The organism is Nocardioides sp. YJ-D4 (assembly GCF_054031495.1).
The window spans coordinates 5,328,035-5,343,266 of the sequence record NZ_CM132932.1 but is presented as its reverse complement, the minus strand read 5'-3'; the positions used below and the strand labels follow the sequence as shown (position 1 = coordinate 5,343,266).

The window sequence follows — 15,232 nt, the reverse complement described above, 5'->3', positions numbered from 1 at the left end:
GGAGCGTTGTGCCGGGACTGCCGGGTGAGGCTGTCCCGAGCGACCACCCGCAGGGTGTGCGGGTGGCCTGGGTCACATCATCGTGGATAGGGCCTGCGCTCTGCCAATTCCTGAGGCGCAGATCACCAGGCGACGCTGAGGTACTGCGTCTCCAGGTACTCCTCCAGACCGGCCCGCGCGCCCTCGCGCCCGATGCCACTCTGCTTCACCCCGCCGAACGGCGCCGACGGGTCGGAGACCAGGCCACGGTTGACTCCGACCATCCCGGCATCGATCCGCTCGGCCACGTGCAGCGCCTCGCCCATCTCGCCGAAGACGTACGCCGCCAGGCCGAACTCGGTGTCGTTGACGGAGGCCAGCAGCTCCTCGGTGTCGTTCCAGACCACGATCGGGGCCACCGGCCCGAAGATCTCCTCGCGCAGCAGCGGCGAGTCCGCCGGTACGCCGGTCAGGACCGTCGGCGGGTAGAAGTAGCCCTCGGACTGCGGGATCTCGGTGCGGTGGGCGATCACGGCTCCCGCGGCCACGGCGTCGTCGACGAGGCCGGTGACGGTGGCGTACGCCTTCGCGGAGATCAGCGGCCCGATGTCGCTGCCCTGCTCGGCCGGGCCGACGCGGAGCGCCTCCACGGCCGCGCCAAGGCGGGCGGTGAACTCCTCGGCGACGTCGGCGTGGACGTAGAGCCGGTTGGCCGCGGTGCAGGCCTGTCCCCCGTTGCGGAACTTGGCGACCATCGCGCCCTCGACCGCCGCTTCGATGTCCGCCGAGGAGGTCACCACGAACGGCGCGTTGCCGCCGAGCTCCATCGAGGTGTTCACGACCCGGTCGGCGGCCTGGCGGAGCAGGATGCGGCCGACGCCGGTCGAGCCGGTGAAGGAGATCTTGCGGACCCGCGGGTCGGCGAGCCAGGTGCTGACGATGCCGGCGGCGTCCGTCCCGGGGACCACGTTGACGACGCCGTCCGGCACGCCTGCCTCGGCGATCAGCCGGGCGACCGCGAGGGCCGTCAGCGGCGTCTCGGCGGCGGGCTTGAGCACGACGGTGCAGCCGGCCGCGAGGGCCGGAGCGATCTTGCGGGTGGCCATCGCGGCCGGGAAGTTCCACGGGGTCACGAGGGCGGCCACGCCCACCGGCTTGTGGGTGACGATGGTGCGGGTGCCGCCGGCCGGCGAGGACCCGAAGTCGCCGTGCGGACGCACCGCCTCCTCGGCGTACCAGCGGAAGAACTCGGCGGCGTAGACGACCTCGCCGCGGGCGTCGGCGAGGGACTTGCCGTTCTCGAGCGCGATCAGGGCGGCAAGCTCGTCGGCGTCGCGCAGCATCAGGTCGCGGACCTTGCTGAGCAGCTCGCTTCGCGTGCGCGGCGGCAGCGCCGACCACGCGGGCAGCGCCGCGGCGGCCGCGTCGACGGCCGCGGTCGCGTCCTCGGTGCTGCCGTCGGCGACATCGGCGACGCGCTCACGGGTGGCAGGGTTCTCGACCGCGAAGACGCCGGCGCCGCCCGGACCCCACCGACCACCGACGAGGACGCCGCTGCCGGGCTCGAGGGCGTCGAGGTAGCTGGGCTGGGTGTTCATAGGCTGGGTGCTCGTGGTCACTTGGTCTCCTCCAGTGCGGTCGTGAGTACGTCCAGGGCCTCGTCGAGCAGCTCGTCGGAGATGCTCAGCGGGGGCAGGAAGCGGATGACGTTGCCCCAGGTGCCACAGGTCAGGGTGATGACACCCTGGCTGTGAGCGTAGGCCGCGACGGCCTTGGCCGCCGCGCCGTCCGGGTTGCCGGTGGCCGGGTCGACGAACTCGGCGGCGACCATCGCGCCGCGGCCGCGTACGTCACCGATGCGTGGGTCGTTCGCCTGCAGGTCACGGAGCCGGCCGAAGAGACGCTCCTCGATCGCCCGGGCCCGGGCGAGCAGGTCCTCGGCCTCGATGGTCTCGATCACGGCCAGCGCGGCGGCGCAGGCCAGCGGGTTGCCGCCGTAGGTGCCGCCCAGACCGCCCGGGTGGACGGCGTCCATGACGTCGGCGCGGCCGGTCACCGCAGAGAGCGGCAGGCCACCGGCGATGCCCTTGGCGCTGACCACCAGGTCCGGGACGACATCGTCGTGCTCGACGGCGAACCAGGTGCCGGTGCGGCCGAAGCCGGACTGCACCTCGTCGGCCACGAAGATCACGTCGTTGGCCCGGCACCACTCCGCCAGTGCGGCGAGGAAGCCCGGCGCCGGGACGATGAATCCGCCCTCGCCCTGGACCGGCTCGATCACGACGGCGGCGAGGTTCTCGGCACCGACCTGCGTCTCGATCAGGGAGGTCGCCCGGGCCGCCGCCAGCTTGCCGTCGATCTCGGCGGCGTCGCGGAACGGGTAGGACATCGGCGCCCGGTAGACCTCGCCCGCGAACGGCCCGAAGCCGTGCTTGTAGGGCATGTTCTTCGCGGTCATCGCCATGGTGAGGTTGGTGCGCCCGTGGTAGGCGTGGTCGAAGACGACGACAGCGTCCTTGCCGGTGAACGAGCGGGCGATCTTGACCGCGTTCTCGACGGCCTCGGAACCGGAGTTGAACAGCGCGGTGCGCTTCTCGTGGTCGCCGGGGGTGAGCCGGGCGAGCTGCTCGGCGACGGCCACGTAGCCCTCGTAGGGCGTGACCATGAAGCAGGTGTGGGTGAAGGCCGCCACCTGGTCGGAGACCGCCTCGACCACCTTGGCGGCGCTGGAGCCGACGGTGGTCACCGCGATGCCGGAGCCGAGGTCGATGAAGCGGTTGCCGTCGACGTCCTCGACGATCCCGCCGGCCGCGCGCGCGGCGAAGACGGGCATGGTCGTGGCCACGCCCTGGCTCACGGCCGCCACCTTGCGGGCCATGAGCTCCTGGGAGCGCGGGCCGGGAAGCGGCGTACGCAGGAGACGGGACTGTTCGAGGGTCGAGGACTCGGTCATGGGTTCAGCATGAGCCTCGGCGACACATGTCGTCCAAGACCTTTTGACTACTACAATCATGTCTCGTGAGCATGGATCTGCGGCTGCTGCGCTACTTCGTCGCCACCGCCGACGCGGGCTCGGCGACGCGCGCTGCCGAGGTGCTGCACGTGACCCAGCCGGTGCTGTCGCGGCAGCTGCGCCAGCTCGAGACGAACCTGGGTGTTCCGCTGTTCGCGAGGGAGGGACGGCGGCTGCGTCTCACCCGGACGGCCGAGGATCTCCTCCCCCGCGCCCGGGACCTGCTCGCGCACGCCGACGACCTCGAGCGCGCGGTCGGCGTCCTGGCCTCCGGTCGGCTCGACGAGCTCCATCTCGCCGTGCCCTCCACGACGCTCACCGACGTGCTCGCGCCGTTCCTGGCGACGCTCGGGCCCGACGACCCCGTCGCGATGGTCCGCGAGCTCGACCCGCGCGGTGCGGCCGCTGCCGTCCGCGCCGGCGCCGACCTGGCGATCGTCACCCGGCCGCCGGCCCGGTCCCTGGCCTCACGCGCCCTCGCCGTACTTCCGGTGTGGGCCTATGTCCGCCCCGACGACCCGTGGGCGGCGCGGGCGTCCGTGGACGTACGCGATCTGGTGGCGCGGCCGCTCGTGCTCCTCACCGAGGAGCTGCGGCCGCGGCCGCTCCTGGACGCAGCGGCCGAGGACGCCGCCGTGGGCTACGGCGACGTCCTCGAGGTGTCCAACGCCCAGGTCGCGCAGGCGCTCGCGGCCTCGGGCCGCGGGATCGCGGTGGTCTCCGACGACCCGCGCTTCGGCCTGGTGCCCCTGCACATCGAGGCGCCGGCCGGGAGGGTCCGGATCAGGCTGTACGCCGCCTGGGACCCGCAGCACCACGCCGCCGAGGCCCTCGCGGGCCTGGCGGAGCGGCTCTCGGCGTTCTGCGTCGAGCGCTACGGCGCCGAGGTCGCCGTCCGCTGAGCGGACATCGAGGTCAGCGCGGCCAGGATCCGCTCGGTGATCTCGTCGACGGGGCCGAGGCCGTCGACGGTGGCGAGCAGGTCACGCTCGGCATAGCCGGCTGCGAGCGGACCGGTCTCGGCGGCGTACACCTCCAGCCGGCGGCGGATGACCGACTCGGTGTCGTCGGCCCGGCCCTGCTCCTCGGACCGGGCCAGGAGCCGGCTCACCAGCTCGTCGGGGTCCGCCTCGAGCAGCACCACCGCGTCGAGCCCCACTCCGGAGAGCTCGAGGAGCGAGTCGAGCTCGACGACCTGCTGCGGAGTGCGCGGATAGCCGTCGAGGAGGAACCCGTCGGCGCAGTCACGCTCGGCGAGGCGGTCGGCGACCATGGCGTTGGTGATCTCGTCCGGGACGTACTCGCCCGCGTCCATGTAGGTCTGTGCCGCCACGCCCAGCGTGGTCTGCTGGGCGACGTTCGTCCGGAAGATGTCGCCGGTGGAGATCGCCGGCACGGCGAAACGCTCGGCGATGACGGCGGCCTGGGTACCCTTGCCGGCACCGGGCGGTCCCATGAGGAGGAGGCGCATACGAAGGGTGGACCTTTCTCGAGGGGTGGCGCGCTCACCCCCACGATGAGCGCGCCCGGTCGGAGGCTAGGCACCGCTTCGCTGCGATCACGTTGCATCCGTGCAGACCTCTGACAGATCTCTGGCAGATCTCTGGCAGATCTCTCGGTCAGCGGCCGCCGATCCGGCGAGCGATCTCCTCGCCCACGCGTACGGCGCCGTCGACGTGCTGGAAGCCGTGGCCGGCGACGTCGCTGCTGCCGAACTCGATCGGCCCGAGCGGCTCACGCAGCACCGCGCCCCAGCGGGTCAGCCCGCCCAGGTCGAAGCTCGTCCCGTACGCACCGCCGGTGAGCTCCTGGTGCTGCCAGTCGCTCTCGACGAAGGTGAGCGGCTCGAGCGCCGCGTCCCCGAAGTACGCCGCCAGCGACTCGAGCACCTGACGGCGTCGCTCGGAGTCGGAGAGCCGGCCGACCGCGTCCGCGCGCTCGTCGGAGACGAAGCCGACCAGCGTCCCGCGCTGCTCGCCCTCGGGGGTGTTGTCGTAGACCTCGTGCACCAGCTGCCAGGGCGCGAAGCCCGTGCCGCTGAGCCCGTCGGCGCGCCAGAACGGCGTCTCGTACTGCGCCTGCACCTTGATGACCAGCCCGAACGACTGGTGCTCGCGGGCGATCCGGTGCTCGGCCGGAAGCTCGGGACTGAACCGGATCCGCTTGACCAGGGTCGGCGGCACGGCGAGGACCAGCCGGTGAGCGGCGTGGATCTCGGAGCCGACGTGGACGACGGCACCGTCCTCGTCCCACTCGATGTGGGTGACGTCCTGGCCGAGCCGGACGCGATCGCCCAGCCGCTCGGCCAGCGTCAGCGGCACCCGCTGCAGGCCGCCGACGACTCGGCGGTCGAGGATCACGTCGGCGTCGACGAGGTTGCTGAACGACCCCGCGCTGGCGGCCATCTGCACGGCCTGGAGCGCGGAGAACGAGTGGGCGGGCTTCGTCAGCATCGCCGGCCCGATGTAGAGGGCGATGTTGTCGACGGCGACCGGGTCGTCGCACTGCTGCTCGAGCCAGGCACGGAACGAGATGCTGTCGAGGTGGTCGGCGTCGTCGAGCTCCCACGGCCGGGCCGGGTCCATGGCCGCGGCCAGCGCGTCGAGCGTCTTGGTGAGCTGCGCGATGGCGGCCGCGGTGGCCTCGCCGACCGGCAGGTCGTCGCCGAAGCGGTGCGCCACCCCCGCCTTGTCGACGTAGAGCGACTCGCCCTCACGGAAGCGCGGGTAGGTCGGCAGGCCGAGCTCGTCGAGGATCCCGATCAGGGCGTCCTGGTCCGGCGAGACCCACTGGCCGCCGATCTCGAAGTCGGCCTCTTCCCCGGGCGCACCGTGCGCCTCGGTGCGCAGCCGGCCGCCGACGCGGTCGCGCGCCTCCAGGACGAGTACGTCCTGTCCTGCCTGCGCCAGTCGCCAGGCCGCGGTCAGGCCGGTCACGCCGGCGCCGACCACGATCACGTCGTGGGTGGTCATGTCAGTTCTCCTGTTTGTCAGTGTCGGTGGGCCGTCGGTCGGGACGCTGGGCGAGCAGCGGGAGGCTCGGGTCCCAGCGGGTCCCGTCGGCCTCGTCGCGCTTGCGGCGGGCGATGCCCGAGAGCGCCTCGAGGACGACCCGGTTGGCGAGGAACGAGGTGATGTCGGCGTGGTCGTACGGCGGGGAGACCTCGACGACGTCGATGCCGACCACCGGCAGCTCGTAGGCGATCCGGCGGACCGAGTCGAGCAGCTGACGCGCGGTCAGGCCACCCGGCTCCGGGGTGCCGGTGCCGGGAGCATGCCCCGGGTCGCAGACGTCGATGTCGACCGAGAGGAAGACCCCGTCGCACTCGTCGGTGGCGATGGTGAAGGCCTCGGTCAGGCACTCCTCCAGGCCGCGGTGCACGATCTCGGTCATCTCGTAGGACCGCATGCCCTGCTCGGCCATCCAGTCCAGCGTCTCGGGCTCGGGCCAGTAGCCGCGCAGCCCCATCTGCAGGAACCGGTCGCCGCGCAGCGCGCCGGACTCGATGAGCCGGCGCATCGGCTGGCCGTGCCCGATCAGCGAGCCGAACTCGATGTCGCCGGTGTCGGCGTGGGCGTCGAAATGGATCATCGAGACGCGCCCCTGGCCCAGGTGCTGGGCGACGCCGGCGGCGTCGGGCCAGGCGATCGTGTGGTCGCCGCCCAGCACCAGCGGGATGGCGCCGTTGCTCGTCACGGCGTGCACGGCCTCCTGCAGGTCGCGCACCGAGCGCTCGGCGTCGCCGGAGAACATCTCCACGTCGCCCGCATCGAGCACGCGAAGGTCCTTGAGCGCGTCGACCCGCATCGCGAGCGAGGGCCGCGACCCGTCGTGGGCCAGGTAGCAGGTCTGCCGGATGAACTGCGGGCCGAACCGGGTGCCCGACCGGTGCGACGTACCTCCGTCGAAGGGGGCACCGAGGATGACCACGTCGGCCCCCTCGTACGTCGCGGGGTCGGCCCAGTCGCACCGGTCGACACCCAGGAAGGTGATGTCGGGGCCGAACTGGGTTCCGTAGCGAGCCATGGCGTTCTTCTCTCTCGTTCGTTTCTCTGGATACGTCGGTCGTGCTCAGTCCTCGGTCGGGTCAACGACCAGGAACCGCTCGCCCGGTCGGCGGGCGAGGTAGACGTAGTAGTAGGCGAGGGCGGCGACCACGACGCCGGCCGTGATCAGGACGTCCATCCGCGCGGAGCCGGCCAGCGCATAGCCGATCGCGCCGATGACGACCAGCGGGGGCAACGGCCACAACGGCATCCTCCAGCTCTCGGCAGCCGGTGCCAGTCGACGCGCGCGGAGGGCGGCGATCGCGACCACGACGTACATCGTGGACATGACCACCGAGGTCACGCCCAGCAGAGACTCGATCTCGACGGCTCCGGCCAGGATCGTTCCGGGGATGCCGATGACGAGGGTCGCGAGCCACGGGGTGGCGTAGCGGGGGTGCAGCTTGGTCAGCACGTTGTTGACCGGAGCGGGCCAGGAGCGGTCGCGCGCGGAGGCGTAGACGACCCGGGCGTTCTGCAGCACCATCACGATGACGGCGTTGAGGATCGCGATGGCGATGGCGACGTTCACGGCGACCGCGACGCGCTCGCCACCCCAGGCGGCGACCCACTGGGAGAAGTTGCCGGAGGCGAGATCGCTGAGGTCATCGACGGCGAGGACCGTGGTCACCGTCGGGATGAGGATGACGAGGCCGCCCAGGCCGAGGGTCCAGAAGATGACGCGGGCGACGTTGCGACGCGGGTCGACGATCTCCTCGGAGAGGTAGACCGTGGTGCCGAAGCCGCTGACCAGGAACGTGCTCACGGCGAGACCGGAGATGAGGATCGCCAGGGTGAAGGGCTCCAGGCCGTTCTCACCGATGACGTGCGGCGAGACCAGCTCGCCGGGACCGCGCTGGACGTGGCCGAGACCGAGCACGACGACGACGACCGCGGCGATCATCTCGAGAGCGAGGAAGGTGCCGGTGACGACGGCGTTGGCCTTGATGTTGAGGATCGCGGTCGCGGTCGAGAGGAGCATCACGATCGCACCGGTCGCGGCCCGCGGCAGCTCCACCAGGTCGGCCAGGTAGTCGGCGGTGCCGAGGGCGAAGATCGGCGGGATCAGCCAGAGCAGCACGCCCGCCAGGGAGAACGTCAGCCAGCCCATCGACTTGCCGAGGGTCTGGGTGACCATCGCGTACTCACCGCCGGAGCTGGCGGTGCGGGTGCCGAGCTCGGCGTAGCACGCGGCGATCGCGATCGAGACCGCGAAGCCGGCGACGACGGCCAGCACCGCGCCGCTCCCCTGGGTCGCGAACAGCTCCGGGACGATGATGAACAGGCTCGATGCGGGCGTGATGCACGACAGCACGAGCAGGACCGCGGCGCCGGGTCCGAGCACCCGCGCGAGCCGCCGCCGTTCCTGCGCCGGCCTCACCCCGTCGGGGCTCACCTGCATGGATTCGATCATCGCGGGTCTCCTTGTGATGAGGGTACAGCGTGTTTTGAACGCTGTACAAAACTTTGAACGGCATTCAAAGTGACCCAGATCACCGCTAGAGTCAAGGGGTGGGACCGAAGATTTCACCGAGCGAGCACAAGGAGACACTGTCGAGGTGACGCGCACACGCTCCAACAGACGCCTGGAACGACCGCGCGAGCAGGTGCTCGCGACCACTCTGGAGATGGTGGCCGAGCAGGGGCTCGCCAAGGTGACGATGGCCTCCCTCGCTGCCCGGCTCGGCACCAGCGGAGGCCACCTCCTCTACTACTTCGGCACCCGCAACGGCCTGCTCCTCGAGACCCTGCGATGGAGCGAGAACGAGTACGCGGCACAGCGAGCACCCATCTTGGAGAAGGCCGAGAAGGACGGCTCCGGAGGCGTCGACGCGCTGGTGTCCTTCACCGACGTCTACCTCGCCCTCGACGAGCGTGACCCGCGCTGGCTCCTCTGGCTCGAGCTGTGGGCACGAGCGCCGTACGACTCCGAGCTCGCCGCCGCGCAGCGCGCGATGGACGACGAGTGGCACGCCGACCTGGTCCGGCTGTTCGCCGCGGCGCTCCCCGAGGTTCCCGACCGCGAGGCCGTCTCCGAGCGCCTGCGGGCGATGTGGGACGGCTTCAGCATCGGCATCGTCACCGGAGGCGGCACCACCCTGCGCGAGCACGCTCTCGCGCACACCCGCACCGTCGTCGCCGGACACGAGGGGTAGCGGGGCATGCCGATCGCGTCCTGGTTCCCCGACGCCCAGCTGGGCATCTTCGTCCACTGGGGCATCTACAGCGTCGACGGCGTCGCGGAGTCCTGGTCGTTCTACGACGGCCGGGTCCCCTACGCCGACTACATGGCCCAGCTCGACGGCTTCACCGCCTCCAGGTTCGACGCCGACGCCTGGGCCGAGCTCTTCGAGCGAGCAGGGGCGACGTACGCCGTGCTCACCGCCAAGCACCACGACGGGGTCGCGCTCTACGACACCGACGCCAACGACCTCTCCGTGGTCGAGCGGACCCCGGCGGGCCGTGACCTCGTCGCCGAGTTCGTCGAGGCCGTACGCCGCCGGGGGCTGAAGGTCGGCCTCTACTTCTCCCACCTCGACTGGTCCCATCCCGACTACGCGACCGTGCGGCCCGAGGTGCAGCACCACGTGGTGCAGGACAACCCGTACGCCGTCCCGCGGCCGGGCGCGGAGGAGCCCGAGCGCTGGGAGCGCTACCTGGAGTTCCACCGCGCCCAGATCCGGGAGGTGGTCACCCGCTACCGGCCGGATCTGCTCTGGTTCGACGGCGAGTGGGAGCGCGACGAGCGGCAGTGGCGGATGCGCGAGCTGCGTGCCGAGCTGCGCGAGCTCGCACCCGAGATGGTCGTCAACGGCCGGATGCTCGGCCACGGCGACTACGTGACCCCGGAACAGGGTGTTCCGATCGTGCCACCGGACGGCCCGTGGGAGCTCTGCCTGACCATCAACGACTCCTGGGGCTGGCAGCCGCAGGACCACAACCACAAGTCACCGCGCCAGCTCGTGCGCACCTTCGTCGAGACCATCGGCGGTGGCGGCAACCTGCTGCTCGACGTCGGGCCGCGCGAGGACGGCACCATCACCCCCGAGCAGACCGTGCGGCTCGAGGCGCTCGGCGAGTGGGTCGCGCGCCACTCCCCCGCGGTCCGCGGCATCCGCCGCGGTCTCCCCCACGGTCACTTCTACGGTCCGACCGCCGTCTCGGCCGACGGCCGGACCCTGTTCCTCTACGTCCTCGACCGGCCCAACGACTACGTCGTGGTCCGCGGCCTGCGCAACCAGGTCCTGAAGGCGTACGTCCTCGGGTCCGGCGCCGAGCTCGACCATCAACGCATCGGCGGGCTCCACGACGTCCCCGGCTGGGAGTACGTCCTCACCACCGACGACGTCCTCGACCCGCTGTGCACCGTCATCGCCCTCGAGCTCGACGGCGAGGTGTCGGTGCACCGCGAGCACGAGTCGCACTAGCCGAGGCGTGCGGGCACCGACATCATCAACGCGCGCCTCGAGAGGAGCATGACCAGGAGCGCCAGCGTGGTCATCGCGGCCGCGACCCACACCGGAGCCAGCGCGCCCGCTCCGGTCGCCAGGCCGAGTGCACCGAGCACGGGCCCGGCCGCCGCTCCGGTGTTCAGGGCGGCGGTCGCGTACGCCCCCGCCATCGTCGGCGCGCCCGAGGCGGCGTAGAGCACCCGCGCGATCAAGGTGCTACCGACCCCGAACGCCAGCATGCCCTGGACGAGGACCAGGCCGAGAAGGAGCCCGGGCTGAGGTGCGACGAGCGCCAGCGCGATCCAGCCGACCGGCAGCAGCGGGCCGCCGACGACGAGCACGAGGCCGGGCCGGTGGTCCGAGAGCCGCCCGGCGAGCGTGACCCCGAGGAACGACCCGACCCCGAACATCACCAGCATCACCGAGATCCACACCTCGGCCAGACCCGCCGTCCCGGTCACGACCGGCGCCAGGTACGTGATGGCCGCGAAAGTGCCGCCGTTGACCAGGGCACCGAGGGCCATCGCGAGGAGGAGACGGGGCGAGCGGAGCCGGCCGAGCTCGGCACGCAGCCCGGGGGTGCCACCGCCGGCAGCGGTCCCGCCCGGAGCGGACCCGACACCCCGGAGGATCCCGACGGTCGCAGGAACGCACAGCAGCGCGATCGCCCAGAAGGTCGCTCGCCACCCGGCCGCGGTGCCGAGCAGCGCCCCGGCCGGAACGCCTGCCACCATGGCGATCGTCGTGCCTGACAGCAGGATCGCCAGCGCGCGCCCCTTCCGGTCCTCAGGCACGAGCCTGGTGGCCGCGCTCAGGGCGACCGCGAGGAAGCCCGCGTTGGCAAAAGCGCTGAGCACGCGGGCGGCGAGCAGGAGCGAGAACACCGGCGTGACCGCCCCGAGAACATGACAACCGGCGAACACGAGCAGACAGACGAGCAGCGCGAGCCGTGGCGGCCAGCGTCGGGCGAAGGCAGCCATCACAGGAGCGCCGACGACGATGCCGACGGCGAAAGCGGAGGTCAGCAGACCCGCCGTACCGACGGAGACGCCCAGGTCAGCGGCGATCGCGGGGACGAGCCCAGCGAGCATGAATTCAGAGGTGCCCATGACGAAGACCGCCAGGGCGAGCAGGTAGAGAGCAAGAGGCATCGAGTACTCCGAGGTGAGAGGTCACAGGGACGCATCTGGTCACCACGGCCGGAAGCCCGGAGTACGCCGCACTCACCCGCGCGAAAGGCGGGTGGCGGTGCTCAGCGGTTCACGGGGCTGGCGGTGTGACCGGCAGCCCCCGACCTGTCCGACTCGGGACTCGACATGCCCCGGACACTACCCGAAGGCATCACCACGGTCTCGGCTCATGTCCGGCGCGCGAATCGGATGTCGCCGTTGGGTAAGCGCTCGTGGAGATATGCAGAGTCGTGGGCACGGTGGTGGTGATGGGAGCAGAGCAGGGCAGCGTTGTCGAGATCAGTCGCCCCGCCTTGGGCCCATTCGATCCAGTGGTGGGCCTCGGCCCAAGTCCCGGGGATGTCGCATCCCTCGGCCTCACAGGTCGCCGATCTGAGGAGGAGGGCGCGGCGTTGGGCGGCGGTGAAGAAGCGTTCCTTGCGACCGAGGTCGAGGACCTCGGAGGCGCCGCCGAGGACGGCGGGGATGATGTTCGCGGTGCAGGCCAGCCGGCGGGCTTCGGCGGCGGTGATCGGGCTGCCGCCGAGGATCTGGGCGATGCCGGCTTCCTTGCGGAGCTGGTCGAGGTCGATGGTGACGATCACCGTGGTCGCATCGCCGCCGTGGATCGGGAGCCGGGCCGGGTCGAGAGTCTCCATCAGCTGACAGAACGCGCGTCCCAGGCGGCGGTCGTAGGGCAGGTACTCGCCGGTCTCGGTACGGGCGCCGTCATCGCGTCGGGGTGAGGCGAAGGCCTCCAAGGTGGTCGCCAGGCGGTCCGCGGTCGCATCCGAGACCACCGCCGAGATCCGGGTGGTGCCATCTCCGAGGCGCCGCATCGCCAGGCGGGTCTTCTTCCGGGCGTGGGCCTCCTCGGCCGCCAGCCGTTTCGCCTCTTCCGCCTCAGCGACCTCGGGCGCGATCACATCGAGGATCCGGCGCCCCAGGCGACGCAGCTGGGTGGGGTCGAACCGGGTCGCATAAGCAACCAACGCTTCTTCGGCCTTGATCCGGACCTCTGGGTCGAGATCTGCCGGCAGATCGTCGAGAGCATTCACGATGACATGGGCTTGGGCCGGGTTGCAGGCACCGGTCCGCATGGCGGCCGCGACCAGTGCGTAGGAACGGTCCAGCGCTTCGGCGAGTCGGAGGTCGGCGCGGAGGGTCTCGGGGCGTTGGTGGGTGTGGTGATGCAACCAGGCCGCCACATCCCGCGCCGCGGACTCGTCCGCGACATCATCAGCAACAGCGAGCACCCGCAGCTCGAGCTCGGCCAGCTGCGCCTTCGCGCGAGCGATCTCGAGCAGGGTGGTGGCCTTCTGGTCGGTGGCCATGAACACCGGGTTCGCCGCCGCAACACCGTCAAGGGCGTCGGTGACCGCGACCACGGCCCCCAGCACAGGGTGCTGAGGCTGCTGCAGCGTGGTCATCGAACCGGTCACCTCCCGACGTACGAACTCAAGGGCTTCTGCCTGTGCAGAATCCCGGTTGGTTCGCTGGTCTCGGAGGCCCGGAGTACGGGCTATTACTTACCCTCGCAGCTCAGCGTGCACGCCCCTGGTTCCCCTGGATTACCCCGCCCCCGTTGTGTCTCGGATGGCTGGGGCACGCCTCTTTCGAGGTGGTCGGCCTTCACGTTTACGCCTGCGCCGAGCCTACCACATGAAAGCAACCCAAACTCATTCAGGGACAGGTATCTCCGACAAAACCCAGACCGCTGCTGGAAGCCCGCAAGACAGGTAAATGGCACCCAACCCAGACACCCTGCTTCTAAATCTCCCAACCCAGGCAACGTATTGGCCCCACCCACGCTGGAACTCAGACACTCAGTCCTCGAGGACGTACCGCAGATACCGCCCCGGGTCCGCCAGAAACCGCCGAGTCAGGTTGACCGGTTCGGCGTCGTCGTAGGCGACCTGCCCGATACGCCCGTCCTCGTCGAACTGCAGGATCCGGGCCCCCGGCACCGAGAGCAGGACCGGGGAGTGCGTGGCGATGATGAACTGAGATCTCGCGTCCGCAAGCTCGATGATGCGCGCGACCAGTGCCAGGCAGCCCTTGACCGAGAGCGCGGCCTCGGGTTCGTCGAGGATGTAGAGCCCGCCGGGCCCGAACCGGTGCATCACCAGGTCGAGGAACGACTCCCCGTGGGAGCGCTCGTGCAGCGAGACCCCGCCGTAGGCGTCCGAGGTGTCCAGGTCGAGGCGTTCGATCTCGGTGGCGACGTTGTAGAACGACTCCGCCCGCAGGAAGTATCCGTTGCGCGGCCGCTTGAGACCGCGCTCGATCACGAGGTAGTCGGCGAGCGACGACTCGGTCGCGCGGGTGGCGAACCGGAAGGAGGTGGAGCCGCCCTCGGCGTTGAACCCGGACGCGACCGCGATCGCCTCGATGATCGTCGACTTTCCGGTGCCGTTGTCGCCGACCAGGAATGTCACCCGTTCGTCGAAGTCGATCCCGTCCCCGCCGGCCAGCTCGCGGACGACCGGCAGAGTGAACGGATATCGACCGGTGTCATGGCTCGGATCGAGCGTGACCCGGGCGATATAGCGTTCGTCGAACCGCATGGACGCCAGTATGGAGCGCAGCTCGGTGCGACTCGATACCGGCGTCCGCGCGGTCAGCTCAGCCGAGCTCCTTCTCGAACTGGGCGAGGATCTGCTGGGCGGCCTGGATGCCGATGCCGCTGAGCAGGTCGTCGTTGATGTCGTGGACGTGACCGGACTCGACCGCCGGGATCCGCTGCCACAGCGGTCCGCCGAGGACCTTGGCCTTGTCGGTGTCGCCCTCCGGGCCGTACGTGCTGACGTAGAGGTGGTCGGCCTGGGCGGTGGTGACCTGCTCGGGCGAGATCTCGAGGTAGGTGTCCTCGCCCACCGCCTGCTCCGGAACGGTCAGGCCCATGTCGTCGAGGATGACGCCGGAGAAGGACTTGTCGGAGTAGAGCCGGATCTGGCCGGGGAGGAACCGGACGATCGACAGGGTCTTGCCGGTGCCGACGGTCTTGCCGAGCGCGGCGGCGTCGCTCTCGAAGTCGGCGAGCATCTTCTCGGCCTCGTCGGTCTTGTTGAGCGCGTCGGCGTACAGCAGGAAGTTGTCCTTCCAGGTGTCGCCGAGGTCGGGCGCGAGCACGGTCGGGGCGATCGCGTTCAGCTGGTCGTAGATCGCCTCGTGGCGGACCGTGCTGGACAGGATGAGGTCGGGGTCGAGGGCCGCGATCTTCTCGAGGTTGGGCTCGGAGATGGTGCCCACCTCCTCGATCCCCTCGGTCTGGTCGCCGAGGTAGCTGAGGAAGTCGGTGGCCACGTCGACGCGTACGGCACCGACGGGCTTCACCCCGAGCGCGAGCGCGTCGTCGAGTTCTCCGGTGTCCAGCACCACGACCCGCTTCGGGGCCACGGGCACCTCGGCCACGCCCTTGGCGTGCTTGACCTCGCGGGTCTCGGGCGCGGCCTCCTCTCCCGAGGAGCTGCCGCCGCAGGCGGTGAGGACGAGGGCGGAGGCGAGCATGGCAGCGACGCCGGACAGGTGCTTGCGCACGTGGTTTCCTTTCATCATGGCGTTCCCCGGTCT

The 15,232-nt window shown here is 70.7% G+C and carries 13 protein-coding genes; 3 read left to right on the top strand and 10 right to left on the bottom strand.

What is annotated here, in order from left to right:
• Positions 1-122: 122 nt before the first annotated feature.
• Together ACW14X_RS25525 and gabT are read right to left on the bottom strand one after the other, a co-directional pair.
• Positions 123-1,598, bottom strand: coding sequence for an NAD-dependent succinate-semialdehyde dehydrogenase (locus ACW14X_RS25525; RefSeq protein ID WP_457163765.1), 1,476 nt, complete (start codon positions 1,596-1,598; stop codon positions 123-125).
• Positions 1,595-2,932 (bottom strand): 4-aminobutyrate--2-oxoglutarate transaminase, encoded by a 1,338-nt coding sequence (gene gabT, locus ACW14X_RS25520; protein WP_457163764.1) that lies wholly within the window; start codon positions 2,930-2,932, stop codon positions 1,595-1,597. Before gabT ends, ACW14X_RS25525 begins: the two co-directional genes overlap by 4 nt.
• A 71-nt stretch (positions 2,933-3,003) precedes the next feature.
• On the opposite strand from gabT, the gene ACW14X_RS25515 reads away from it, so the two are divergent.
• The gene (locus ACW14X_RS25515; RefSeq protein WP_457166088.1) at positions 3,004-3,894 is read left to right on the top strand and encodes a LysR family transcriptional regulator; all 891 of its coding nucleotides are present in this window, start codon (positions 3,004-3,006) and stop codon (positions 3,892-3,894) included.
• Here ACW14X_RS25515 and ACW14X_RS25510 read toward each other — a convergent pair.
• From ACW14X_RS25510 to ACW14X_RS25495, 4 genes are all read right to left on the bottom strand, one after another.
• Positions 3,867-4,463, bottom strand: a complete 597-nt coding sequence (locus ACW14X_RS25510; RefSeq protein ID WP_457163763.1) for an adenylate kinase — start codon at positions 4,461-4,463, stop codon at positions 3,867-3,869. The genes ACW14X_RS25515 and ACW14X_RS25510 overlap by 28 nt on opposite strands.
• A 148-nt stretch (positions 4,464-4,611) precedes the next feature.
• Positions 4,612-5,964 carry a flavin monoamine oxidase family protein gene (locus ACW14X_RS25505; protein ID WP_457163762.1) on the bottom strand — a complete coding sequence of 451 codons (1,353 nt, stop codon included), beginning with the start codon at positions 5,962-5,964 and terminating at the stop codon, positions 4,612-4,614.
• 1 nt (position 5,965) lies between these two features.
• Positions 5,966-7,018 carry an agmatinase gene (gene speB, locus ACW14X_RS25500; protein WP_457163761.1) on the bottom strand — a complete coding sequence of 351 codons (1,053 nt, stop codon included), beginning with the start codon at positions 7,016-7,018 and terminating at the stop codon, positions 5,966-5,968.
• 45 nt (positions 7,019-7,063) lie between these two features.
• Positions 7,064-8,452: an APC family permease gene (locus tag ACW14X_RS25495; protein WP_457163760.1), complete on the bottom strand. Its 1,389-nt coding sequence runs from the start codon at positions 8,450-8,452 to the stop codon at positions 7,064-7,066.
• Positions 8,453-8,597: 145 nt separating this feature from the next.
• On the opposite strand from ACW14X_RS25495, the gene ACW14X_RS25490 reads away from it, so the two are divergent.
• Both ACW14X_RS25490 and ACW14X_RS25485 read left to right on the top strand, forming a co-directional pair.
• Positions 8,598-9,194 (top strand): TetR/AcrR family transcriptional regulator, encoded by a 597-nt coding sequence (locus ACW14X_RS25490; protein ID WP_160022259.1) that lies wholly within the window; start codon positions 8,598-8,600, stop codon positions 9,192-9,194.
• 6 nt (positions 9,195-9,200) lie between these two features.
• Positions 9,201-10,466: an alpha-L-fucosidase gene (locus tag ACW14X_RS25485; protein ID WP_457163759.1), complete on the top strand. Its 1,266-nt coding sequence runs from the start codon at positions 9,201-9,203 to the stop codon at positions 10,464-10,466.
• Here ACW14X_RS25485 and ACW14X_RS25480 read toward each other — a convergent pair.
• From ACW14X_RS25480 to ACW14X_RS25465, 4 genes are all read right to left on the bottom strand, one after another.
• Positions 10,463-11,641: a Cmx/CmrA family chloramphenicol efflux MFS transporter gene (locus ACW14X_RS25480; RefSeq protein WP_457163758.1), complete on the bottom strand. Its 1,179-nt coding sequence runs from the start codon at positions 11,639-11,641 to the stop codon at positions 10,463-10,465. The two genes, ACW14X_RS25485 and ACW14X_RS25480, sit on opposite strands and share 4 nt — an antisense overlap.
• A gap of 206 nt (positions 11,642-11,847) precedes the next feature.
• Positions 11,848-13,089, bottom strand: coding sequence for a DUF222 domain-containing protein (locus tag ACW14X_RS25475; RefSeq protein WP_457163757.1), 1,242 nt, complete (start codon positions 13,087-13,089; stop codon positions 11,848-11,850).
• 396 nt (positions 13,090-13,485) lie between these two features.
• Positions 13,486-14,226, bottom strand: a complete 741-nt coding sequence (locus tag ACW14X_RS25470) for an AAA family ATPase (protein ID WP_160022252.1) — start codon at positions 14,224-14,226, stop codon at positions 13,486-13,488.
• Positions 14,227-14,284: 58 nt separating this feature from the next.
• A complete protein-coding gene (locus ACW14X_RS25465) occupies positions 14,285-15,199 on the bottom strand; it encodes an ABC transporter substrate-binding protein (RefSeq protein WP_457163756.1) in 915 nt (304 codons plus the stop codon).
• Positions 15,200-15,232: the final 33 nt, after the last annotated feature.

Bases quoted from the DNA above. Each gene is read 5' to 3' on its own strand.
- gabT (WP_457163764.1), bottom strand. From the start codon at position 2,932: ATGACCGAGTCCTCGACCCTCGAACAGTCCCGTCTCCTGCGTACGCCG.
- ACW14X_RS25515 (WP_457166088.1), top strand. From the start codon at position 3,004: ATGGATCTGCGGCTGCTGCGCTACTTCGTCGCCACCGCCGACGCGGGC.
- ACW14X_RS25510 (WP_457163763.1), bottom strand. From the start codon at position 4,463: ATGCGCCTCCTCCTCATGGGACCGCCCGGTGCCGGCAAGGGTACCCAG.
- ACW14X_RS25505 (WP_457163762.1), bottom strand. From the start codon at position 5,964: ATGACCACCCACGACGTGATCGTGGTCGGCGCCGGCGTGACCGGCCTG.
- speB (WP_457163761.1), bottom strand. From the start codon at position 7,018: ATGGCTCGCTACGGAACCCAGTTCGGCCCCGACATCACCTTCCTGGGT.
- ACW14X_RS25495 (WP_457163760.1), bottom strand. From the start codon at position 8,452: ATGATCGAATCCATGCAGGTGAGCCCCGACGGGGTGAGGCCGGCGCAG.
- ACW14X_RS25485 (WP_457163759.1), top strand. From the start codon at position 9,201: ATGCCGATCGCGTCCTGGTTCCCCGACGCCCAGCTGGGCATCTTCGTC.
- ACW14X_RS25480 (WP_457163758.1), bottom strand. From the start codon at position 11,641: ATGCCTCTTGCTCTCTACCTGCTCGCCCTGGCGGTCTTCGTCATGGGC.
- ACW14X_RS25475 (WP_457163757.1), bottom strand. From the start codon at position 13,089: ATGACCACGCTGCAGCAGCCTCAGCACCCTGTGCTGGGGGCCGTGGTC.
- ACW14X_RS25470 (WP_160022252.1), bottom strand. From the start codon at position 14,226: ATGCGGTTCGACGAACGCTATATCGCCCGGGTCACGCTCGATCCGAGC.